Here is a 20,020-nt window from a genome sequence, read left to right as displayed (position 1 = left end):
GTTCCCAAGCCGACTGAATACCCATGCTCAAGACCCTCGCGGTAGCCAATTACCGCTCGATCAACAAATTGGTAGTGCCCCTGGACCGGCTGAACCTGGTCACCGGCCCCAACGGCAGCGGCAAGTCCAACTTGTACCGCGCCCTGCGCCTGCTGGCGGAAACCGCACAGGGCGGGGTGATCAATGCGCTGGCCCGTGAAGGTGGACTGGACTCGACCTTCTGGGCCGGGCCGGAGACCATCAGCCGGCGCATGCACAACGGTGAGGTGCCGGTGGAGCCCATCGTCCGCCAGGGTGCCAAACGCCTGCGCCTGGGCTTTGCCGGCGAAGACTTCAGCTACGCCATCTCCCTGGGGCTGCCGGAAAAAACGCTGTCCTATTTCGCCCTCGACCCGGAGGTGAAGAAGGAATGCATCTGGGCCGGCCATGTCTACCGCCCGGCCAGCCTGCTGGTGCAGCGCTCAGGGCCTATGGTGCGTGCGCGCGACGGTCGGAACTGGGACGTCCTCGCCCAGCACACACCCAACTACCACAGCCTGTTTGACCAGGTCGGCAGCCTGCGCGGCTCGCCGGAGGTGTTGCTGCTGCGCGAAAGCATTCGCGGCTGGCGCTTTTACGATCACTTTCGCAGTGACGTGGATGCACCGGTACGCCAGCCACAATTAGGCACGCGCACACCCGTGCTGCACCACGATGGCCGCGACCTGGCGGCAGCGTTGCAGACGATCCGGGAGATTGGTGACCCCGAGGCGTTGCAACGGGCGGTCAGCGATGCATTCCCCGGCGCGCGCTTGAACATTGAGCCGTTGCAGGGCGGACGCTTTGCAATTGAGTTCTATCAGGAGGGCTTGCTGCGGCCGCTGTCAGCGGCAGAGTTGTCCGACGGCACCTTGCGCTACCTACTGCTGATCGCAGCGCTGCTCACACCGCGGCCGCCGACCATGATGGTGCTGAACGAGCCGGAGACCAGCTTGCACCCGGACCTGCTGCCGGCATTGGCGCGCCTGATCATCCAGGCATCCCAGCAGTGCCAGGTATGGGTGGTGTCCCATGCCAGCCGCCTGATCGCGGCGTTGCAGCAGGATGAAGGGTGTAATTCGATTGTGCTGGAGAAAGTATTGGGGGAAACCCGCATCGTCGGCCAGGGCATCCTGGACGCGCCGGCCTGGCATTGGCCGCAATAGCAGTAGCCTGTCCACCACCCCCAACCCCAACCCCAACCACGATGCGAAGCGAGCCGCTCTTGATCTTGATCTTGATCTTGATCTTGATCTTGATCTTGATCTTGATCTTGATCTTGATCTTGATCTTGATCTTGATCTTGATCTTGATCGTGCTTTTGATCTCAGGCGCCCCATCAAACACGCTGGCCGGAATTCGACAGGGATTTGGGGGGTAAACCGGCAGGGATGCCGGTTTAGCCGCCCCGCGCCATGGAGGGCGCGTGGCGGCGGCCCCCCAAATCCCTGTCGGATGACGGGCACACCGAGCCTAGGCGAGGTGCCGAGTGTTGGGGCAAGAGCCTTTTGGTTACTTTGGGGCTCTTTTCCAAAGTGACCCGCTGTAAGAGCGGAACCAATATCAGCCGTAACCTAAATAACGGATATGTACCCGGTCTGATCCAACATCCAGGTCGGCTGTAAGGCCGCCTTCGCGGGCAAGCCCGCTCCCACAGTTGGATCGCGGGGTGTCAGGAAGAGAGTGGTTGGCTGTCAGGCAGCTTTCGCGAGCAAGCCCGCTCCCACATTTTTGGATCGTGGGGTGTCAGGAAGAGAGTGGTTGGCTGTCAGGGCGCTTTCGCGAGCAAGCCCGCTCCCACATTTTTGGGTCGCGGGGTGTCAGGAAGATTGTGGTTGGCTGTCGGGCCGCCTTCGCGGGCAAGCCCGCTCCCACATTTTCGGATCGTGGGGTGTCAGGAAGAGAGTGGTTGGCTGTCAGGGCGCTTTCGCGGGCAAGCCCGCTCCCACAGTTTTGGGTCGCGGGGTGTCAGGAAGATGGTGGTTGGCTGTCAGGGCGCCTTCGCGGGCAAGCCCGCTCCCACATTTTGGAGCGCGGGTTACCGTCAGATAGGGGTCGGCCTGCAAGCCGGCGATAACGTTATCAGCCCTGCCACTTACCGCCTTCAACAATCACACTCTCAGGCTTCGTATCGTCGCTCAATTCCTTACGCACATATTGGTCGTACAGCTTGAGCAAGAATTTCTCCTCACCCAACTTCGCCAACTCGGCATTCACCCAGTCGCGCAGTTCGATGTTGCCCTTCTTCACAGCGGGCGCAATCGGCGCTTCATCACCGAGCTTCTCTTCCAGCACACGGTAACCGGGATTCTGCTTGGCCCAGCTGAACAGCACCAGGTTGTCCTGGGCATAAGCATCGCCACGCCCGGCCGACAGCGCTTGCAGCGACTCGGAGTTTTTCTCGAACTTGAGCAGTTTCCAGTCCGGGTGGTTCTTGGTCAGCCAGATGTCGGCCGTGGTGCCGGTGGTCACGATGGTGGTGCGGGTAGCCAGGTCATCCAGGCTTTTCACTGCGCTGTCCTTTGGCACCAGGGCCTGTACCGCGACTTTCAGGTTGGGGTTGGTGAAGTCCACCGCTTCCTTGCGCTCCGGGGTCACGGTCATGTTGGCGAGGATCAAGTCGACCTTGTCGCTTTGCAGGAAAGGAATACGGCTGGCCGGCTCGACGGCGACAAACTCCACCTTGTTTTCATCACCCAGCAGGTCCTTGGCGAATTGGCGGCCGATGTCGGTATCGAAGCCGACATAGCGGCCGGCTTCGTTGACGAAGCCGAACGGCGGCTTGTCGGTGAAGACGCCGACAATCAGCTTGTCCCGCGCCTTGATCTTGTCGATGTAGCTCACGGCGGCAGCCGCCGGTTTGGTGGGCTCTTCGGCCTTTTTGTCGCAGCCGGCCAGTAACGCGACGGCAAACAGTGGCAGCAGTAACTTTTTCATATCAGCTCCAGTTCCTTGGTCTTTTTGGGCAGTGTTGAAACAAAGGAGAACTTCTCCAGGAACTGCTGCGCGCGTGCGGTTTGCGGGTTCGTAAAGAATTCTTCGGGGGTGTTGTGTTCGAGGATCCGACCGGCCTCCATGAACACCACGCGGTCGGCGACGGCGCGGGCAAAGGCCATTTCGTGGGTGACGATCAACAGGGTCATGCCATCGCGGGCCAGGCCCTGGATCACTTCCAGCACCTCCTTGACCATCTCTGGGTCGAGGGCGGCGGTGACTTCGTCAAACAGCATGACCTGGGGGTTCATGCACAGCGAGCGAACGATGGCGATGCGTTGCTGCTGGCCACCGGACAGCTGGCGCGGGAAGGCGTCGCGCTTGTCGGCCAGGCCTACACGGTCCAGCAGCCTCTCTGCCTGCTCGCGGGCTTCACGGGGGTCGCGCTTTTGCACCTTCAAGGGGCCGAGCAGGATGTTGTCGAGCACACTCATGTGCGGGAACAAGTGGTAGCTCTGGAACACCATGCCGATGTCCTGGCGCACTTGGCGCCAGTCGGTGCTTTTGTCCAAAAGCTGTTTGCCGGCAAAACGCAGGCTGCCGCTGTGCGCGACTTCCAGGCCATTGAGGCAACGCAGCAAGGTGCTTTTGCCGCAGCCGCTGGGGCCGAGGATCACCACCACTTCGCCGCTTTGCACGCTCAGGTCGATGCCCTTGAGCACCTGCTGGTCGCCGAAGAATTTGTTGAAACCCTGGAACTCGATCAATGCGCTCATGCTTGGGCCCAGCGCCGTTCCAGCACCTTGGAGGCGGCCGACAACGGGTAGCAGATAAAGAAGAAAAACAGGAACAGCACGCCGTAGATCAACACGGACTCATAGGTGCGCTCGATGATTTGCTGGCCGACCTTGATCACGTCCACTACGCCGATCAGCACCGCCAGGGAGCTGGTCTTGATGATGCGCGTGTAGACGTTGATGGTCGGTGGCGTCATGCGTTTAAGAGCCTGCGGCAGCAACACGTAGCCGTACAGCTGCGGGTCGGACAGGCCAATCGACAACCCTGCTTCGCGCTGCCCACGGGGAAGTGAATGCAACGCGCCGCGCACCACTTCGCCGACCTCACTGGCGCCCCACAGCGACAGCACCAGCACCGCGCACCAGAAGCTTGGAATGCTCAGGCCAAAGAAAATCGGCAGGCCAAAAAACAGCAGGTACAACCACACCAGCACCGGGATTGCGCGAAACAGCTCCAGGTACACGCGCAGCACAGCGTTGATCAGCGAGTTGTTCAAGGTGCGCAGCACGCCATACAACACGCCGCCGACAGTGCTGAAGGCGATGCTCAAGAACGAAATCGACAAAGTCTGCGCAGCGCCCTTGCCCAGCTGCGGCAACGACACCCACAACAACTCAAGACCCGAACTGGCCATGCTGGAGCCTCCTTTCCAGGCGGCAGAGCAGCAGCGACAGCGGCAAGAACAGCAGCACGCAAATCAGCGTCAGCACGGCAAGCATTTCGTAGGTCTTGTAGTAGAGGGCGATGTAGCTCTTGGTGGTGTAGAGAATCTCCGGCACCGCCACGGCGGACACCACGGTGGTCTCCTTGAGCAGGAAGATAAAGTTGGCGAACAACGCCGGCAGGCTGAGGATGCCGGCCTGCGGCAGGATCACGTGGCGCAGCAGCTGCCAGTCGGACAGGCCGATGGATTTGCCCGACTCGATCTGTGCCAGCGGCACGGCTTCCACACCGGCGCGTAGCACTTCGGTGAGGTAGGCACCACCGAGGAAGGTCATGGTAATGATCGCCGCCCAGAACCCGGAGATATTGAAACCCAGGGCCGGCAGTGCGAAGTACACGAAGAACAGTTGGATCAGCAGCGGCGTGTTACGTGCCAGCTCCACATACAGCGCCACCAGGCGCGACAGGTACGGTGTGCGAAACACCAGCAAGGCTGCGTTGATCAGCGCCACCAGCAAGGAGGTGGCAATGGCGATCAGCCCCACTTGCAGCGTGACCCCTACGGCCTTTAGAAACGCCGGCAGGGTGCTGAGGATAAACGCGAAATCGAAGGTCATCTTGAGTCCATGACGCCGCAAGGGTAATGCAGCGAGCGCGATCGGGTCCGGCGTGGGTAACGCTGGGTAGCGCGAACTTTAAAGGTATAAAAAGCAAAATTTAAATACCCAAATAGCATATTGATATCACCCAAAAAGATAACCCCCGGATTCGCGGGTTTGCCGGGTGACGGCTATGGTTGGGGGGTCTGAGATTCGAGGGATTGAACCATGAACGAAGGGAAACCGATTGATCCGCAGGAGCTGGTGAAGTGGTTGGTGGCGTTGCGCAGGGCGATCAATAGCCGCGCGCTCTGAGCCACTGAACATCCATTTCGAGAGGAAGATCAACTGTGGGAGGGGGGCATGCCCCCCTCCCACATTTTTATTGCATGCCAAATTCCAGGCATAAAAAAACGCCGACGCAATGCAAGCCGTCGGCGTTCAAACCTTGAAGGGGGTTTTGTCTACATCAGAACGCAGGCACTACCGCGCCGTTGTACTTCTTCTCGATGAAGGCTTTGACTTCCGGGCTGGTCAGGGCCTTGGAGAGTTTCTGGATAGCGTCGCTGTCCTTGTTGTCCGGGCGAGCCACCAGGAAGTTCACGTAGGGCGACTTGGCGTCTTCGATGATCAGTGCGTCTTTCGCTGGGTTGAGGCCAGCTTCCAGGGCGTAGTTGGTGTTGATCAGGTCCAGGTCAACCTGGTCCAGCACGCGTGGCAGCAGGGCCGACTCCAGCTCCTTGAATTTCAGGTGCTTGGGGTTGTCCTTGATGTCTTTTGGCGTAGCGAGGGCGTTGGTCGGGTCTTTCAGGGTGATCACACCGGCTTTTTGCAGCAACAACAGGGCGCGACCGCTGTTGGAGCCTTCGTTTGGAATGGCAACGGTGGCGCCATCTTTAAGCTCGGAGATGTTCTTGATCTTTTTCGAGTAACCGCCGAAGGGCTCAACGTGTACACCGACCACGGTGACCAGGTTGGTGCCCTTGCCCTTGTTGAAGTTTTCCAGGTACGGCAGGGTCTGGAAGTAGTTGGCGTCCAGGCGTTTCTCGGCCACTTGCACGTTGGGCTGTACGTAGTCGGTGAAGACTTTGATTTCCAGGTCCACGCCTTCTTTGGCGAGGGTTGGCTTGACCAGTTCGAGGATCTCGGCGTGCGGGATCGGGGTGGCGGCAACCACCAGTTTCTCGTTGGCCTGGGCGAAGCTTGCAGTCAGGGCAGCCGCCAGTGCGGTAAACAACAGAACCTTTTTCATGCAGTGTCCTTATCGAAATTCCGGGGCGTCTCTGACGACCGTTCTTATGAGGTGTGCCAGCGAAGTGCTATCGCGGCGTGGGAGGGACAATACCTAGATTTTTTATTCCCGAACAATATCTTTTATTCACGTTGATATTCCATTTTATTCATGTCGCCGCTTGGTCATGCAGAAAGCTGCGCAAGGCTTCCCGCTCGGCAGGGCTGGCGCGCTCAAAAATCCGCTGCACTTGCTCCAACGGCGAGCCGGCCACGGGCAGGTTCAGGTGCTCGGGCAAAATCTCGTCGCCGCTGCTGACCAGTAACGCAAAGTGAATAACGTTTTCCAGCTCACGGGTATTGCCCGGCCAGCTGTGGTGTTCCAGCACCCGCTGGGCGGCATCGCTGATCAGCGGCACCGGCAGGTCGAGGCGTTGGCTGTAGATACCGAGGAAGTACTCGGCCAGGGACAGGATGTCCCCGACACGCTCGCGCAGTGCGGGCAAGTCCAGCTGGCCTTCACTCAAGTAATGGAACAGGCGCTCATGGAACTTCCCGGCGGCCACGGCCTGGGCCAGGTCGATGCTGGTGGCCGCCACCAGGCGCACATCCACCGGGCTTGGCTGATGGGCACCCACGCGGGTGACTTCGTGGTTTTCCAGGGCGGCCAGCAGTTTCACCTGGATCGGCAGCGGCAAGTCGCCGATCTCATCCAGGTACAAGGTGCCGCCATTCGCCGACCCGAACCACCCTGCCCGGCTGCTGGCCGCGCCACTGTGGGCGCCGGCGGCATAACCGAACAGTTCGGCATCGGCATAGGTCGGGCTGATGGCGCCGCAATTGACCGAGACAAACAAGCCGGTGCGATCGCTGCCACGGTGGATATGCCGGGCCAGCAGCTCTTTACCGCTACCGGTCTCGCCGCGAATCAACACCGGCAGGGCGCGGGGCGCGAGGCTTTCCAGGTCTTCGCGCAGTTGCCGCGAACGGGGATCAACGAACACCAGCGCCTTGGCGCGGATGCTCAGCGGGCTTTTTTCCGCGTCGGGGAAGGTCAGCAGTGGCTGGCCGTAGGTTTCATGCAGGCTCATGGCAGGCTCCCGCCCCAAATCCACTCAGGGACGGGGCGTTGAAAATTAGTCAGGCAGTGCGCCGGGCGTGATGCTCGAGGCGGCTTTGCAGGCGATAGAGGTACGCAAACCCCTGCTCCCAGCGCTGGTGGCCGGACTTCACGTTGATATGCCCGGCCCCGGACAGAACGCCGGCTTCGGCCCCCCAGTTGCGGGCCAGTTCCAGGGCGCGCGTGGCGCTGACGGCGCTGTCGTTGTCGGAGCTGACCACCTGGCTCGGAAACGGCAGCAGGTCGGTTGGAATAGGCGCGAAATTACGCAAGGCCGGAGCACAAGCGGGACGTTCGACATCCGCCGGCGCCACCAGCAACGCGCCACGCACCTGTCGCAAAAACTGCACCGGCGCGGTGGCCGCCCAATGCGCCACGGTGATGCAGCCCAGGCTATGGGCGATCAGGATCACCGGCGTGCTGTCGGCCGCAATGGCCTCGGCCAGTGCGGCCACCCAGTCTTCGCGGCGCGGGGTAAGCCAGTCGGCCTGCTCCACCCGCGCGCTGTTGGGCAGGCTGTTCTGCCAATGACTTTGCCAATGATCTTCTGGCGATCCTTGCCAGCCCGGCACGATCAGATAACGAATCGACTCGCTGTGCATGGGTGTGCCCTCCTGCAGCGTTTAACGTTGCTGAACAGTATAGGGACGGGGGTTATATTCGTTAAGGAATAAGAAGCTATTTATTAATAACCAAAATCTCAAATCCGACGAAGATCGAAAGGTGGGAGCGGGCTTGCCCGCGAATGCGGTGTAGCCGCCAGCGCGGCTGTTACTGACCCACCGCATTCGCGGGCAAGCCCACTCCCACATAGACCTCATTTCACATCGCGCTTCAACGCAATTTCAGGCAAAAAAAAGGCCGCACCCTGCCAAGGAAACGGCCAAAAAATTGTCGAGGCATTTGCCACTAACGTGCGGTAATCACCGACAACTTGGTAATGCCCGCGCGCTCGATAGACGCCATGGCTCGCGCCACTTCGCCGTAGTTCACTCCATCGTCAGCCTGCAGTTGCACCCGCACATCGGGGTCCTTGGCCTTGGCCGCCTGCAGGTTGAATTCCAGCAGGTCCGGCTGGATTTCGTCCTTGTTGATAAACAGTTTGCCGGCGCCGTCGATGCTCACCACCAGCGGGTCCTTCTGCTCGACCGGAGCCACGGCCTCGGTCTTGGGCAGGTTGATCGGAATCGCGTTGGTCAGCAGCGGCGCGGTGACGATAAACACCACCAGCAGTACCAGCATCACGTCCACCAGCGGCGTCACGTTGATCTCGCTCAGCACCTCATCGCTGTCTTGGGTGGAGAAGGCCATTTCAGGATGCCTCCTTCACTTTCTGCGGGTTGCCGGTCGCATTCTTGGTCAGGGCCGGGTGCAACAGCACGCGGAACGCGTTCTTCTGCGCCAGGCTGTAGAAGTCGTGGGCGAAGTCGTCCAGGTCTGCAGCCGTCAGCTTCAAGCGACGCAGGAAGTAGTTGTAGACCAGCACCGCCGGGACCGCGACGGCGATGCCGACGCCCGTTGCGACCAGTGCCGCACCGATCGGGCCGGCCACGGTTTCCAGGCTGGCGGAACCGGCGGCGCTGATGCCCTTGAGCGCTTCCATGATGCCCCACACGGTGCCGAACAGGCCGATAAACGGCGAGGTGCTGCCGATACTGGCGACCACGGCCAGGCCGGTTTCCAGTGAGCGGCGCTCACGCACGATTTGCTGGCGCAGGGCACGTTCGAGGCGGTCTTGATGGTTGATCGCCTGGCTCAGGTCGGCGGCGTGGGGTGCCTCGCCAACCTGGATCGCGGCATAGCCGGCCTGGGCGACACGCGCCGCAGCGCCTGGCTGCGTTTCGGCTAACTCGGCGGCAGAGTCGAGACTCGAGGCCGCCCAGAACTGTTTATGGAACTTGCGATCCTGCGCCTTGAGGCGACCGAACTGCACACCCTTGAGCAGGGCCAGGCCCCAGGTCGCGACCGAAAAAACCACCAGCAGCCAGATCACCGCGCTTTCGATGGATTCAAGTGGAGATGCTAATGCCATGATGTTTTCCCTCTGTGCAGGTCGCGGCGTGTGCAACACACCGCAGCCGAATAGTTAGTGAATCTTGAAATCGATCGGTACGCTGACCCAGCCGTCCTGGGCCACATCGCCTTGCTTGGCAGGCACGAAGCTCCAACGCTTCACGGCGGCCAGTGCGGCGTCATCGAGTTGCTGGCGACCGCTGCTCTTCTGGACCTGGATCTCGCCCGGCTTGCCGCTGGCCAGTACCTTCACCCGCAACAACACCGTGCCTTCCCAACCGCGACGCTGGGCCAGTGACGGGTACTCCGGCGCCGGGTTCTTCAGGTACGCGGCGTTGGCCGAAGCCGGCGTTACCGGAGCCGGCGCAGGTGGAGCTGGGGGCGCAGGCGGCGCAGGTGTCGGTGGCGCAGGCGGCTGCTCGATCGGCTTCGGTGCAGGCTTGGGCTCAGGTTTTGGGACCGGCTTGGGCTTGGGTTTTGGAATCGGCTTGGGCGGCGCCGGCTTGGCAGCCAACTCATCCACGACCGGCGGCGGTGGCTCGACCACCGGCGGCGGTGGGGGTGGCGGCACAGGCGGTGGAGGTTCCACCACCGGCGGCGCTGGCTGGGCAAATTCGATGGTCATCGGCGGGATTTCAGGCGGCACGATCGGCAGCACCGGGGTGGGCTTCTGGCTCACCCAGTAGATCACCGCACCGTGCAGTGCCAGCACCAGCAGACCGAGCAGGATCCCTTCGCGACGGCTTGAGAAACGCTTTGGCGTCTTCTGCGTTCGCAGTTGCCCCAACGGCGCGCGGTGCGCCCGGCCAAGGTCGACCAACTCACCACTCGGTGCCTGGCGCCATTGCGCCTCGTGTGCACCGGCGGCGGTCTGGACATTGCCCATTGATTCACTCCCTACGGTTTTGAAACAAAAAACCGACAGGCCTGCCTGGAGGCCGTCGAGGGCTGAATCATCGGGGCCAGACGCTTATCTCTTAAAGTAATATTTAAAGTTATACATAGATCTAAATTGCATAAATAAAACTCCCGAAACGCCCAGCCCGCGTCCTGCGCGGCCTGGCGACCAGAGGCGTTTTCTCAATGCTTTTCAGGCATACAAAATATTCAGCAAAGGCATGGCTCAGGCAGGGCTGTTTGCGCACAAATCGAGCAATTGGCGCTGTAATGTCTGCCCCGCCGCGCCCAGACCGCTGCGCCCATACAACGCTAACCGTACACCTTGGACCTTCGGCAAACCGCTGTCCGGGCCCAGCACCACATGCCCCGGCTGCACGACTCGGCGGGGCAGCAAACTGATGCCCAATCCCGCCGCCACCGCTGAACACACACTGGCCAGGCTCGCGCTGGAGTAACCGATGCGCCAACGCCAGCCACCCACTTCCAGGTGCTGGAGCATTTCATTGCGGTACAGGCCACCCACCGGGAAGGCCACCAACGGCAAAGGGTCGCGGCCCAGGGACGGCGTGCTGCGGCTGTCGACCCAGCACAACGGCTCCGGCCACGAGGCCACGCAGTCATCGCTGTCGCCCATCTGCTTGACCAGCAGTACATCGAACTCACCGCTGCGATACTGGCGCTGCAACTCCGGACCAAGGCCACTGGTGACCTCCAGGCGCACCCGCGGATAGGCCAGCACAAAAGACGAAAGCAGAGGCATCAAGCGTTCGGCGGCAAAGTCTTCCGGCACGCCGAGGCGCAACACGCCATCGCTTTGCTGGTTGATCAATACATCGGCAGCCTCTTCATGCAGTGCGAGGATGCGCCGCGCATAAGCCAGCAACCGCTCGCCCTCGGCCGTGGCGACCACGCGACGCTGGTCACGGTCCAGTAACTGGCACGCCACCGCCTCCTCCAGACGGCGGATCTGCTGGCTGACGGTGGACTGGGTCAAGTGCAAGCGCTCGGCGGCGCGGGTGAAATTGCCGCAATCCACCACGGCAACAAAGCTGCGCAACAACACGGGATCGAACATGGCGCTCACCATTCCATTTGCCACTGGTTGGCATGGTTATATTTAATTTCAGAATACCTCGACGGCTGCCCATACTTCACCTTTCATCCTGCCCCGAGGGATCCCCATGACCGACGATCACCTGCACCTGCAACGCGCCATCCGACTGGCCCAGGCCAATGTCGCCCATGGTGGCCGGCCGTTTGGCGCAGTGTTGACGCGCAACGGCGAAGTGCTGGTGGACGCCGTGAATGAAATCCACCTGACCCAGGACCCCACCGCCCACGCCGAGCTGCTGGCGATCCGTGCGGCGAGCAAGCTGCTCGGGGCGCGCCTGGACGGCTGTGTGATCTATGCCAGCGGCCAACCCTGCCCGATGTGCCTGAGCGCCATGTACCTGTGCGGCGTGGAGCGGGTAGTGTTTGCCGCCAGCAACGCCATGGCCGAGCCGTTTGGCCTGTCAACGGCGGCGATCGGTCAGCAAGTAGGGCTGCCATTGAGCGAACAACGCCTGAACATCCAGCATCTGCCCGACGCGGCCATGACCGCCCTGTATCGCGAGTGGAAAACCCTGCATGCCCCTGAATAAATCCCTCGCTGGCTGGGGCCTGCTGGTGGTCCTGGGACTTAACCTGCGCCCTATCCTCAGTTCCATCAGCCCGTTGCTCGGCGAGATACGCCAGGCCACCGGCCTGAGCTTCCAGAGCAGTGCACTGCTCACCAGCTTGCCGGTGGTGTGCATGGGCCTGGTGGCGCTGGTGGGCGTGCGCGTTGAAGCGCAGTTGGGTGAGCGACGAGGCATCGCCCTGGGCCTGGTGATGATTCTGCTGGCGTGCCTGGCTCGCTGGCTGATGGGCCAAGGCTCCGTCTTGCTGGTCACGGCCTTGCTCGGCGGTGCCGGCGTAGCGCTGATCCAGGCGTTGGTGCCGGCGATGATCAAGCGTGAGTTCCATCACCGCGTGCCAGTGGCAATGGGTGTGTATTCGGCGTCGTTGATGGCCGGTGGCGGCCTGGCGGCCCTGCTCAGCCCGGTGGCGGCCAGCCACTTCCAGCAATGGCAAGCCGGGCTCGGCGTGTGGTGGTTGCCAGCATTGGCGGCGTTGCTGCTGTGGGCCTGGTTGCCGCTGGGCGCGGCGAAAAACCCACGGGTAGCGCCTGCATTCCAGGGCCTGCGCAACCGCCGCGCCTGGCTGCTGGCGCTGTACTTCGGGCTGGTCAATTGCGGCTATATGAGCATGGTGGCGTGGTTGCCGGCGTACTACCAGCAATTGGGCTGGGGGGTACTGCCCAGTGGTTCATTGCTGGCCTTCATGACCATCTTCCAGGTGATCGCCGCGCTGTTGATGCCGGTGTTGGCGCAACGCGGGATCGACCGCCGGCCATTGCTGTGGATCAGCCTGCTGGCCCAGACCATCGGCTATCTCGGCCTGCTGCTCGCGCCGTTGCAGTTTCCCCACCTGTGGGTGGCGCTGTGCGGCTTCGGCCTGGGGGCGTGTTTTGCCCTGAGCCTGCTGCTGACCCTGGACCATCACCGCGACCCTCGCCAAGCCGGGCAACTGGCGGCCTTCGTCCAGGGCGTAGGCTTTTTGATCAATGCGATTTCGCCATGGCTGACCGGCTGGCTGCGTGAACTCACCGGCAGCTTTGTCAGCGCCTGGGTGGTACTCACGGTGACGGCGGTCGCGATGCTGGTGGTGACACGGGTGTTCAGCCCCGCCTCCTATCGCACGGCGCCTGCTCTATAGATATGCATTTAAGGTCTAGATAAAACAAACATGCTTCATTGACGGAATAAGCAGTCACCTTAAAATCCCGGTTCCCCAACAGGATGCCGGGCACACCATGGACCTTCGCCAACTGCGCTACTTCATCGCGCTCAATGAGCACCGCAGTTTCGTACGTGCGGCGGACGCCATGGGAATCACGCAGCCTGCGTTCAGCCGCAGCATCCAGGGCCTGGAGCAGGAATTCGGTTGCGTGCTGGTCGACCGCGCCTCAAAAGACCTGCGCCCCACGCCCGAAGGCCAGGTGGTCCTGCAACACGCCTTGAGCCTGGTGCAAGGCGCGGCATTGCTGAGCCATGAAGTCACGCGCATGACCAAACTCGATGCTGGCGAAGTGCGTTTCGGCAGCGACGCCGTGGCTGCCGTGAACCTGGTGCCCCAGGCCATGGCGCGTTTTATCTCCACCTACCCCAAGGTACGCACCGCCTTGCAGGTGGATAACTGGGAAAAACTCGGGCGCAGCCTGAACCGTGAAGAGATCGAATTCTTTATCGCCGATGTGCGTCACTTCGAGGCTGACCCGAACTTTCAGACCCAGGCCCTGACGCCACGGCGCAGCGTGTTTTTTTGCCGCACAGGGCATCCGCTGCTGGCCAAGGACAGCCTGTCGACCAACGACCTGTTCGGCTACCCACTCGCCACACCGCTGATCGCGCCGGGGATTCGCAAACTGCTGGCCAATCTCAGCGGGCGCATCGACTTTGCCCCCGCGATCGAGCTTGAGCAGTTTGCCGCGCTGGCCACTATCGTGCAGCAATCCGACGCCATTGGCCTGGGCGCCGAGGAAGCCTTCGTCGACGCATTCGCCCGTGGCGAACTGCAGGTGCTGCACTGGCGCAACATGCCTCACGCCCTGGACAGTCTGAACAACCGCTGCGCAGTGATCAGCCGCGCTGGGGTGCGCTTGTCGCCTGCGGCGAAGGCGCTGATCGAAACCCTGCAGGCGGTGGAAAACCAAGCCGATTGGCCCGCGCAAACGTGCCGAAATCATTGAAGCGCACGCCCATCTCGGCCATGACCTTGTGCGCCACCTTGGTGGTCATCTGGCGAATGTAGAACGGCTCCTTCACCACGAAATGGTGGATGCCATGGGTGCTGCCGAAGTTGAAGCAGAACGCTTGCAGCGGCCACATCCACCACGGGTTCAATACCTGGGTCTGCTGGATCACGTTGCCCAGTTCCACATCGCCGTAGTAGTGCATGTTGGAGCTGACAAAATGCAGGCAAAAGGTGCGCAGCACATTCGGGCCGATGATCACCACGGCGGCGATATCGATCACCTGCATTATCTGCAGGGTGCCGGCTGACCATTCGACTGGCGCGCCCAGCAGGCTGGCGATGCCATTGGCGGCATGAAAGCCGAGGAACACATACCACGCCCCCCAGTGCAGCAGCGCCAGCGGCGCATACACCAGCAGCGAGCGCTTGAGGATGTTCAGTTTGTGCTTCCAGGTCCTGGCCCGCAGGATGCGGATAAACGCCGACATGACGTTATCACCGACCATCAGCAAGCGCGCAAACCCCCAGGGTTCACCGTTGGTGATGGCGCGTTCTTCCATGTCGGTTTCGGTGCCCGACACCTTGTGGTGGTTGAGGTGCAGGTGCCGGCGCACCCAAGGGTTGATGGTGCTCGGCCGCGCCAGCCACACCAGGCCCATCATCAGGTTGTGGGGCAGGCGCTGCTTGCGAAAGTACATGCTGTGGATCAAGTCATGTTCCAGCTCGTGGGTCAGCGAGGCAAAGAACGCGTTCAGCAACAGACACACCCACCACGCCATATGACCGCTGATGTAGAGCGCCGCCGAGCCGAGCATGCCGACCAGCGCAAACGCCAGGATGCCCGCGCCCAATGCGTCCTGGTGCAGCAACCAGGGGTGTTGCTGGCGCAAGCGCACGCCCTCGGCCAGCACCACTTCGCGGATATGCGCCGAACGCTGTTGTGCGTTCATCTGCTGGGGACTTGCAGAAGTACCGTCCATGCTTCCATCCTCTTGCTTATTGATGCTCACATCCTGCCCCAAGCGATGTCGCAGGATGCTAGCCCCACACGCCAACCTGTTGACCGCAAGCGCCAATTGCCATGACCGAACCTACGTCCCTCGCCAGTTGGACCCGCGCCCTGCGCAAGCAGCTCGACGCCCTGAGCCTCGACAGCGCCGCGTTGTGTGCGCAAGCCGGGCTCGACCCGCAGCAGATGGACGATCCCAATGCGCGCTACCCGCTTTCGGCCACGACACGCTTGTGGGAGCTGGCGGTGCAAGCCAGCGGTGACCCTTCGATTGGCTTGCGGGTGTCGCGGTTTGTCAGCCCCACCACCTTTCATGCGCTGGGCTATGCGTTGGTGGCCAGCGGCAGCCTGCGCGAGGTGTTCGAACGCATCGTGCGGTATCACCAGGTTGTCAGCGATGCCCTGACGCTGGAGCTGAGTCGCGAGGGCGAGCGCTACCGTTTTCGCTTGCTGCAGCCCCCGGGCAGTCCGGCGCCGGCATTGGAGGCCATCGACGCCTTTGCCGCGATCTACGTGCGCACCTGCCGTAACCGCCTGGGCCGCGAGTACGCGCCGCTGGCGGTGCACCTGCGCCGGCCGGAGCCGGCCGATCCCAAGCCCTGGCACGCGGTATTTCGGGCGCCGGTGTTTTTCGGCGCCGAGGAAGACTGGTTGGAGTTCGCCGCACGGGATTTCGACAGCCACCTGGACGATGCCAACCCCGAACTGGCCGAGCACAACGAGACCGTGCTCAAGCGCACCCTCGCCCAGTTGCAACCGCTGACCTGGGAGCGCAAGGTGCGCGCGGCCATCGAGGCGCAATTGCCGGATGGCGAGCCAAGTGCCGAGCGCATCGCCCAGGCCCTGCACCTGAGCCTGCGCAGCTTGCAGCGGCACTTGGCGGATGAAGGCTGTCGGTTTGATACGTTGCTCAATGAGTGCCGGGAAAACCTGGCGTTGCTGCACTTGCGCGACCCGCAGTGCTCATTGGCCGAGATCAGTCATTTGCTCGGCTTCGCCGATACCAGCAGCTTCAACCGCGCGTTCAAGCGCTGGACGGGGATCACGCCGGGGCAGTTTCGGGATGGGTTGCGGTAGAAGGATTTGTGCTGGTTTCCAGGGCCTTATCGCGGGCAAGCCCGCTCCCACAGGGGAGTGCATTCCAAGTGTGGGAGCGGGCTTGCTCGCGAAGGCGCAGGTTCAAGCACTGGGCATGTCAGGTCGATCAACGCCCGCGATCGCGCCGCAACACCTTCTTGACCCGCGCCACCAACGCCTTGGCCTCAAACGGCTTGAGCAAGTAGTCATCCTCATGCAATTCCAAACCGCGCAGGCGGTCTTCAATCCCACCGGGCGTGGTCAGGAACAGCAGCGGCGTCTGGCCTTTCTGCCGGATGGCCTGCTGCAGTTTCCAGGCATTGAGCCCCGGCAGCATCACATCCAGGATCACCAGGTCGTACTCGGCGCTCTCGACAAGCCGCTGCGCCGCCATGCCGTTGGCCGCGACTTCCACGCTGTAACCGGCCTCGTTCAGGCCCTGGGCCATCCGCTGTGCTTCTTCGGATTCATGTTCCACTAACAGCACGCGCATAACACACCTCGATTGATAGGCCTGCAGGCTAACACCCTCAGGTGTGCGCCGCCTCCCGAAGCCGCTGGGGATCGAGGATTTCGATCTCGCCGTAGCCCAGGCGCACGATCCCCAGGGCTTGCAGATCCTTGAGCAAGGCGTTGGTGGTCTGGCGTGACAGGCTCAACATCGCCGCCAGATCTTCCTGGGGCAGCTGCAGCACACGCTTTGAATGCTCGATATCGCCGTAACCTTCCACAATCATCAACAGACGATGAGCCAACCGAACCGAGGCCGGCATCAGGCTGAGGTGTTCGAGGCTGATAAAACTCAGGCGCAGCTTCTGGCTCATCAGCAGCGCCAGGTCACGCCAGAACCGGGGTGTCTCATCGAGGATGTTCAGCAGCGCCTGTTGGGGCACCTGCAACAGCGTGCACGGCCCGACAGCGCAGGCATCGTGGGTACGCGGCAAGCCATCGAACAGGCAGATCTCACCGAACCAAAAGGGCGACTCCACCAGGCTGAGAATCGCTTCCTTGCCCTGCTCGTTCACTGCACTGACCCGCAGGCTGCCGTCGAGTACCGCATACAAGCCACAGGGCGGGTCGCCGCGCTTGAACAAGTACTGGCCCGCCGTGAGCTGTCTCAATCGGGCGTGAGCCAGCAAGCTATGCTGAAAAGGCGCCGGCAGGTGGCTGAACCAGTGACCGGTGGCCAACCGGGAGCGCCATTGTTCTGCATCCATGTGAACTCCGAAGATTGTCGCCCAGTTGACAGTGCGCCAGAGGCTGACAGGGCATGATCAAACATCCTACAGGAGGAATAACAATGAAAAGCCTCGTCGACCATCTCAGTCAATACGCCGCCTACCACCGCGACCCGCGCAATATCGCCAGCCACTTTATCGGCATTCCGCTGATTGTGGTGGCGGTGGCCGTGTTGTTGTCACGCCCCGAATGGGCACTGGGCAGCCTGTGGGTTTCGCCCGCCGTGATTGTCGCGCTGCTTGCGGCGTGGTTTTACCTGCGCCTGGAACGGGCGCTGGGTGCACTGATGAGTGTGCTGATGGGCCTGTCGGTGTGGGCCGGGCATGCGCTGGCCGCACAAAGCACGCTGGTGTGGCTCGGCAGCGGCATCGGTATGTTTGTGGTGGGCTGGGTGATCCAGTTTGTCGGGCACTACTACGAAGGCAGGAAGCCGGCGTTTGTGGACGACGTGTCAGGGCTGATCGTGGGGCCGTTGTTTGTGGTGGCGGAGCTGGCGTTTCTGCTGGGGTTGCGGCAGGGGCTCAAGCAGCAGATCGAGCAACGGTCGGGGCCGGTGGCGGTACGTGCGAAAAACGCCACGGTCTAACAGACACTGGAGATCAAATGTGGGAGCCGGGCTTGCCCGCGATGACGCTGGGCCAGCCAACATCATTGTCGACTGACAGTTCGCCATCGCGGGCAAGCCCGGCTCCCACAGGGGTTTTGCGGTGTTGGTAGACTCAGGCTTTTTGCCAGACCTTGGGCTTGAAGAACAGGGTCTCGCCGCGCGCCAAGCCGGTCAGGCTGTCGTGGTCCTTTACCACTTCCGCTTCGATCAGCTCGCTTTGGCCTTCCACCTTCAACGTCACACGCGTCGTCGCGCCCAGCGGGCGAATATCACGCACTTCAGCCGCATGGTGATCTTCCAGTTCATGGCGCGACAGCGACACTTCATGAGGGCGGAACAGCACGTGCTTGTCTTCACCCAAGTGCAGGCGGTTCGAGTCGCCGAGGAAGTGATACACAAAGTCGCTGGCCGGGTTTTCGTAGACGTCGCCCGGTGAGCCGATCTGCTCGATCACGCCCTTGTTCATCACCACAATACGGTCGGCGACTTCCATGGCCTCTTCCTGGTCGTGGGTCACGAACACCGAGGTCAGGTTGATGTCTTCGTGCAGCCGTGCCAGCCAGCGGCGCAGTTCTTTACGCACCTTGGCGTCGAGTGCGCCGAAGGGCTCGTCCAGCAGCAGCACTTTGGGTTCCACCGCCAGGGCGCGGGCCAGGGCGATACGCTGGCGCTGGCCACCGGAAAGCTGCTCCGGGTAGCGATCGGACAGCCAATCCAGTTGCACCATGTTCAGCAGCTCATGCACCTTGACCGCGATCTGGCTTTCGCTCGGGCGCTGGTTTTTCGGTTTCATGCGCAGGCCGAACGCTACGTTGTCGAACACGGTCATGTGGCGGAACAGCGCGTAGTGCTGGAACACAAAGCCGACGTTGCGATCACGCACGTCGTGACCGGACACGTCTTCACCGTGGAACACGATGCTGCCGTCATCCGGGGTTTCCAGGCCGGCGATGATGCGCAACAAGGTGGTCTTGCCGCAGCCGGACGGGCCGAGCAACGCCACCAGCTCGCCACTCTGGATGTCCAGATTGATGCTGTTCAGGGCCTTGAAGGCGTTGAAGTTCTTGCTGACATTACGGACTTCGATCGACATGACTTATTCCTCAGCCGCAGCGGCGCGCAGGCGATTGATACGGTTCTCGCTCCACTGCTTGAGCAGCAGGATGAAGAGCGCCAGGATCAGCAGCAGACTCGCCACCGCAAACGCGGCAACGTGGTTGTATTCGTTGTAGAGAATCTCGACATGCAGCGGCAGGGTGTTGGTCACGCCGCGAATGTGGCCCGACACCACCGACACCGCGCCGAACTCACCCATGGCCCGCGCGGTACACAGCACCACGCCGTAGATGAGGCCCCACTTGATATTCGGCACGGTCACATGCCAGAACATCTGCCAGCCATTGGCACCGAGCAGGCGTGCGGCCTCTTCTTCCTGAGTGCCCTGCTCCTGCATCAGCGGGATCAGTTCACGGGCCACGAAGGGCACGGTGACAAAGATGGTCGCCAACACGATGCCAGGCAAGGCGAACACGATCTGGATGTCGTGGTCCTGCAGCCACGGGCCAAAGAAGCCCTGGGCACCGAACATCAGCACATAGACCAGGCCTGCGATCACCGGCGACACCGAGAACGGCAGGTCGATGAGTGTCACCAGGATGCTTTTGCCACGGAACGAGTATTTGCTCACGCACCACGCGGCGCTGACGCCGAACACCAGGTTGAGCGGCACCGAAATCACCACGGCGATCACCGTGAGTTTCAGCGCCGACAGCGCGTCCGGCTCGAGGATCGCGGTGAAGAACGCGCCGAGGCCGTTTTTCAGGCCCTGGGTGACCACGATAAACAGCGGCAACAGCAAGAACAGGGCGAACACCAGCCAGCCAAGGCCGATCAGAACGCGCCGGGATGCAGCACTGCCACGCCGGGCGGCGTTGGCCGAGGACGCGGCGGAAATAGACGATTGGGACATGTTCCGC

At 61.9% G+C, this 20,020-nt stretch carries 22 protein-coding genes; 6 read left to right on the top strand and 16 right to left on the bottom strand.

Annotated elements, in window-relative coordinates; all coding sequences use genetic code 11:
• Positions 1-23: 23 nt before the first annotated feature.
• The gene (locus ATH90_RS01230) at positions 24-1,184 is read left to right on the top strand and encodes an AAA family ATPase (RefSeq protein ID WP_034108583.1); all 1,161 of its coding nucleotides are present in this window, start codon (positions 24-26) and stop codon (positions 1,182-1,184) included.
• A gap of 916 nt (positions 1,185-2,100) precedes the next feature.
• Here ATH90_RS01230 and ATH90_RS01215 read toward each other — a convergent pair.
• The 11 genes from ATH90_RS01215 to ATH90_RS01165 all read right to left on the bottom strand — a co-directional run bounded on the left by ATH90_RS01215 (position 2,101) and on the right by ATH90_RS01165 (position 11,350).
• Positions 2,101-2,955 (bottom strand): transporter substrate-binding domain-containing protein, encoded by an 855-nt coding sequence (locus tag ATH90_RS01215; RefSeq protein ID WP_034101897.1) that lies wholly within the window; start codon positions 2,953-2,955, stop codon positions 2,101-2,103.
• Entirely contained in the window at positions 2,952-3,728 is a 777-nt protein-coding gene (locus tag ATH90_RS01210) for an amino acid ABC transporter ATP-binding protein (protein ID WP_098465562.1), read from the bottom strand. Before ATH90_RS01210 ends, ATH90_RS01215 begins: the two co-directional genes overlap by 4 nt.
• On the bottom strand, positions 3,725-4,384 hold the full coding sequence (locus ATH90_RS01205; protein ID WP_034101895.1) for an amino acid ABC transporter permease: 660 nt from the start codon (positions 4,382-4,384) through the stop codon (positions 3,725-3,727). Before ATH90_RS01205 ends, ATH90_RS01210 begins: the two co-directional genes overlap by 4 nt.
• On the bottom strand, positions 4,365-5,030 hold the full coding sequence (locus ATH90_RS01200; protein ID WP_098465561.1) for an amino acid ABC transporter permease: 666 nt from the start codon (positions 5,028-5,030) through the stop codon (positions 4,365-4,367). Before ATH90_RS01200 ends, ATH90_RS01205 begins: the two co-directional genes overlap by 20 nt.
• Positions 5,031-5,481: 451 nt before the next feature.
• A complete protein-coding gene (locus tag ATH90_RS01195; RefSeq protein ID WP_028615272.1) occupies positions 5,482-6,264 on the bottom strand; it encodes a MetQ/NlpA family ABC transporter substrate-binding protein in 783 nt (260 codons plus the stop codon).
• Positions 6,265-6,412: 148 nt separating this feature from the next.
• Positions 6,413-7,333, bottom strand: a complete 921-nt coding sequence (locus ATH90_RS01190; RefSeq protein WP_098465560.1) for a sigma 54-interacting transcriptional regulator — start codon at positions 7,331-7,333, stop codon at positions 6,413-6,415.
• A gap of 49 nt (positions 7,334-7,382) precedes the next feature.
• A complete protein-coding gene (locus tag ATH90_RS01185) occupies positions 7,383-7,964 on the bottom strand; it encodes an alpha/beta hydrolase (protein WP_098465559.1) in 582 nt (193 codons plus the stop codon).
• 307 nt (positions 7,965-8,271) lie between these two features.
• The gene (locus tag ATH90_RS01180) at positions 8,272-8,673 is read right to left on the bottom strand and encodes an ExbD/TolR family protein (RefSeq protein WP_010565408.1); all 402 of its coding nucleotides are present in this window, start codon (positions 8,671-8,673) and stop codon (positions 8,272-8,274) included.
• A 1-nt stretch (position 8,674) separates the two neighbouring features.
• The gene (locus ATH90_RS01175) at positions 8,675-9,394 is read right to left on the bottom strand and encodes a MotA/TolQ/ExbB proton channel family protein (protein WP_034101888.1); all 720 of its coding nucleotides are present in this window, start codon (positions 9,392-9,394) and stop codon (positions 8,675-8,677) included.
• 54 nt (positions 9,395-9,448) lie between these two features.
• The gene (locus ATH90_RS01170; protein ID WP_098465558.1) at positions 9,449-10,261 is read right to left on the bottom strand and encodes an energy transducer TonB; all 813 of its coding nucleotides are present in this window, start codon (positions 10,259-10,261) and stop codon (positions 9,449-9,451) included.
• Between the two features lie 237 nt (positions 10,262-10,498).
• Positions 10,499-11,350 (bottom strand): LysR family transcriptional regulator, encoded by an 852-nt coding sequence (locus ATH90_RS01165; RefSeq protein ID WP_034101883.1) that lies wholly within the window; start codon positions 11,348-11,350, stop codon positions 10,499-10,501.
• Between the two features lie 106 nt (positions 11,351-11,456).
• On the opposite strand from ATH90_RS01165, the gene ATH90_RS01160 reads away from it, so the two are divergent.
• The 3 genes from ATH90_RS01160 to ATH90_RS01150 all read left to right on the top strand — a co-directional run bounded on the left by ATH90_RS01160 (position 11,457) and on the right by ATH90_RS01150 (position 14,107).
• The gene (locus tag ATH90_RS01160; RefSeq protein ID WP_098465557.1) at positions 11,457-11,918 is read left to right on the top strand and encodes a nucleoside deaminase; all 462 of its coding nucleotides are present in this window, start codon (positions 11,457-11,459) and stop codon (positions 11,916-11,918) included.
• A complete protein-coding gene (locus ATH90_RS01155) occupies positions 11,905-13,074 on the top strand; it encodes a CynX/NimT family MFS transporter (RefSeq protein WP_098465556.1) in 1,170 nt (389 codons plus the stop codon). Before ATH90_RS01160 ends, ATH90_RS01155 begins: the two co-directional genes overlap by 14 nt.
• Positions 13,075-13,171: 97 nt before the next feature.
• On the top strand, positions 13,172-14,107 hold the full coding sequence (locus tag ATH90_RS01150; RefSeq protein WP_098465555.1) for a LysR family transcriptional regulator: 936 nt from the start codon (positions 13,172-13,174) through the stop codon (positions 14,105-14,107).
• Here ATH90_RS01150 and ATH90_RS01145 read toward each other — a convergent pair.
• Positions 13,998-15,092, bottom strand: a complete 1,095-nt coding sequence (locus ATH90_RS01145) for a fatty acid desaturase (RefSeq protein WP_098465554.1) — start codon at positions 15,090-15,092, stop codon at positions 13,998-14,000. The genes ATH90_RS01150 and ATH90_RS01145 overlap by 110 nt on opposite strands.
• 101 nt (positions 15,093-15,193) lie before the next feature.
• Between ATH90_RS01145 and ATH90_RS01140 the strand changes: the two genes are divergently transcribed.
• The gene (locus ATH90_RS01140; protein ID WP_098465553.1) at positions 15,194-16,198 is read left to right on the top strand and encodes an AraC family transcriptional regulator; all 1,005 of its coding nucleotides are present in this window, start codon (positions 15,194-15,196) and stop codon (positions 16,196-16,198) included.
• A gap of 127 nt (positions 16,199-16,325) precedes the next feature.
• Here the strand turns inward: ATH90_RS01140 and ATH90_RS01135 are convergent, their stop codons facing one another.
• Both ATH90_RS01135 and ATH90_RS01130 read right to left on the bottom strand, forming a co-directional pair.
• Positions 16,326-16,691, bottom strand: coding sequence for a response regulator (locus ATH90_RS01135; protein WP_069021030.1), 366 nt, complete (start codon positions 16,689-16,691; stop codon positions 16,326-16,328).
• Between the two features lie 37 nt (positions 16,692-16,728).
• A complete protein-coding gene (locus ATH90_RS01130; RefSeq protein ID WP_098465552.1) occupies positions 16,729-17,415 on the bottom strand; it encodes a Crp/Fnr family transcriptional regulator in 687 nt (228 codons plus the stop codon).
• An 83-nt stretch (positions 17,416-17,498) separates the two neighbouring features.
• Between ATH90_RS01130 and ATH90_RS01125 the strand changes: the two genes are divergently transcribed.
• Positions 17,499-18,023 carry an Mpo1 family 2-hydroxy fatty acid dioxygenase gene (locus ATH90_RS01125; protein WP_098465551.1) on the top strand — a complete coding sequence of 175 codons (525 nt, stop codon included), beginning with the start codon at positions 17,499-17,501 and terminating at the stop codon, positions 18,021-18,023.
• Positions 18,024-18,156: 133 nt separating this feature from the next.
• Here ATH90_RS01125 and ATH90_RS01120 read toward each other — a convergent pair whose 3' ends face one another.
• Both ATH90_RS01120 and cysW read right to left on the bottom strand, forming a co-directional pair.
• Entirely contained in the window at positions 18,157-19,137 is a 981-nt protein-coding gene (locus tag ATH90_RS01120; RefSeq protein ID WP_034101869.1) for a sulfate/molybdate ABC transporter ATP-binding protein, read from the bottom strand.
• Positions 19,138-19,140: 3 nt separating this feature from the next.
• Positions 19,141-20,013, bottom strand: a complete 873-nt coding sequence (gene cysW / locus ATH90_RS01115; protein ID WP_034101868.1) for a sulfate ABC transporter permease subunit CysW — start codon at positions 20,011-20,013, stop codon at positions 19,141-19,143.
• Positions 20,014-20,020: the final 7 nt, after the last annotated feature.

The sequence above is a fragment of the Pseudomonas lurida genome (assembly GCF_002563895.1).
Taxonomy (GTDB): Bacteria; Pseudomonadota; Gammaproteobacteria; order Pseudomonadales; family Pseudomonadaceae; genus Aquipseudomonas; species Aquipseudomonas lurida.
The sequence above is the reverse complement of the archived record's forward strand: the minus strand, read 5'-3'. Positions and strand labels throughout refer to the sequence as shown.

Bases quoted from the DNA above. Each gene is read 5' to 3' on its own strand.
- ATH90_RS01125 (WP_098465551.1), top strand. From the start codon at position 17,499: ATGAAAAGCCTCGTCGACCATCTCAGTCAATACGCCGCCTACCACCGC.
- ATH90_RS01135 (WP_069021030.1), bottom strand. From the start codon at position 16,691: ATGCGCGTGCTGTTAGTGGAACATGAATCCGAAGAAGCACAGCGGATG.
- ATH90_RS01140 (WP_098465553.1), top strand. From the start codon at position 15,194: ATGACCGAACCTACGTCCCTCGCCAGTTGGACCCGCGCCCTGCGCAAG.
- cysW (WP_034101868.1), bottom strand. From the start codon at position 20,013: ATGTCCCAATCGTCTATTTCCGCCGCGTCCTCGGCCAACGCCGCCCGG.
- ATH90_RS01185 (WP_098465559.1), bottom strand. From the start codon at position 7,964: ATGCACAGCGAGTCGATTCGTTATCTGATCGTGCCGGGCTGGCAAGGA.
- ATH90_RS01155 (WP_098465556.1), top strand. From the start codon at position 11,905: ATGCCCCTGAATAAATCCCTCGCTGGCTGGGGCCTGCTGGTGGTCCTG.
- ATH90_RS01150 (WP_098465555.1), top strand. From the start codon at position 13,172: ATGGACCTTCGCCAACTGCGCTACTTCATCGCGCTCAATGAGCACCGC.
- ATH90_RS01230 (WP_034108583.1), top strand. From the start codon at position 24: ATGCTCAAGACCCTCGCGGTAGCCAATTACCGCTCGATCAACAAATTG.
- ATH90_RS01200 (WP_098465561.1), bottom strand. From the start codon at position 5,030: ATGACCTTCGATTTCGCGTTTATCCTCAGCACCCTGCCGGCGTTTCTA.
- ATH90_RS01190 (WP_098465560.1), bottom strand. From the start codon at position 7,333: ATGAGCCTGCATGAAACCTACGGCCAGCCACTGCTGACCTTCCCCGAC.
- ATH90_RS01120 (WP_034101869.1), bottom strand. From the start codon at position 19,137: ATGTCGATCGAAGTCCGTAATGTCAGCAAGAACTTCAACGCCTTCAAG.
- ATH90_RS01205 (WP_034101895.1), bottom strand. From the start codon at position 4,384: ATGGCCAGTTCGGGTCTTGAGTTGTTGTGGGTGTCGTTGCCGCAGCTG.
- ATH90_RS01180 (WP_010565408.1), bottom strand. From the start codon at position 8,673: ATGGCCTTCTCCACCCAAGACAGCGATGAGGTGCTGAGCGAGATCAAC.
- ATH90_RS01160 (WP_098465557.1), top strand. From the start codon at position 11,457: ATGACCGACGATCACCTGCACCTGCAACGCGCCATCCGACTGGCCCAG.
- ATH90_RS01130 (WP_098465552.1), bottom strand. From the start codon at position 17,415: ATGGATGCAGAACAATGGCGCTCCCGGTTGGCCACCGGTCACTGGTTC.
- ATH90_RS01145 (WP_098465554.1), bottom strand. From the start codon at position 15,092: ATGGACGGTACTTCTGCAAGTCCCCAGCAGATGAACGCACAACAGCGT.
- ATH90_RS01195 (WP_028615272.1), bottom strand. From the start codon at position 6,264: ATGAAAAAGGTTCTGTTGTTTACCGCACTGGCGGCTGCCCTGACTGCA.
- ATH90_RS01175 (WP_034101888.1), bottom strand. From the start codon at position 9,394: ATGGCATTAGCATCTCCACTTGAATCCATCGAAAGCGCGGTGATCTGG.
- ATH90_RS01210 (WP_098465562.1), bottom strand. From the start codon at position 3,728: ATGAGCGCATTGATCGAGTTCCAGGGTTTCAACAAATTCTTCGGCGAC.
- ATH90_RS01215 (WP_034101897.1), bottom strand. From the start codon at position 2,955: ATGAAAAAGTTACTGCTGCCACTGTTTGCCGTCGCGTTACTGGCCGGC.
- ATH90_RS01170 (WP_098465558.1), bottom strand. From the start codon at position 10,261: ATGGGCAATGTCCAGACCGCCGCCGGTGCACACGAGGCGCAATGGCGC.
- ATH90_RS01165 (WP_034101883.1), bottom strand. From the start codon at position 11,350: ATGTTCGATCCCGTGTTGTTGCGCAGCTTTGTTGCCGTGGTGGATTGC.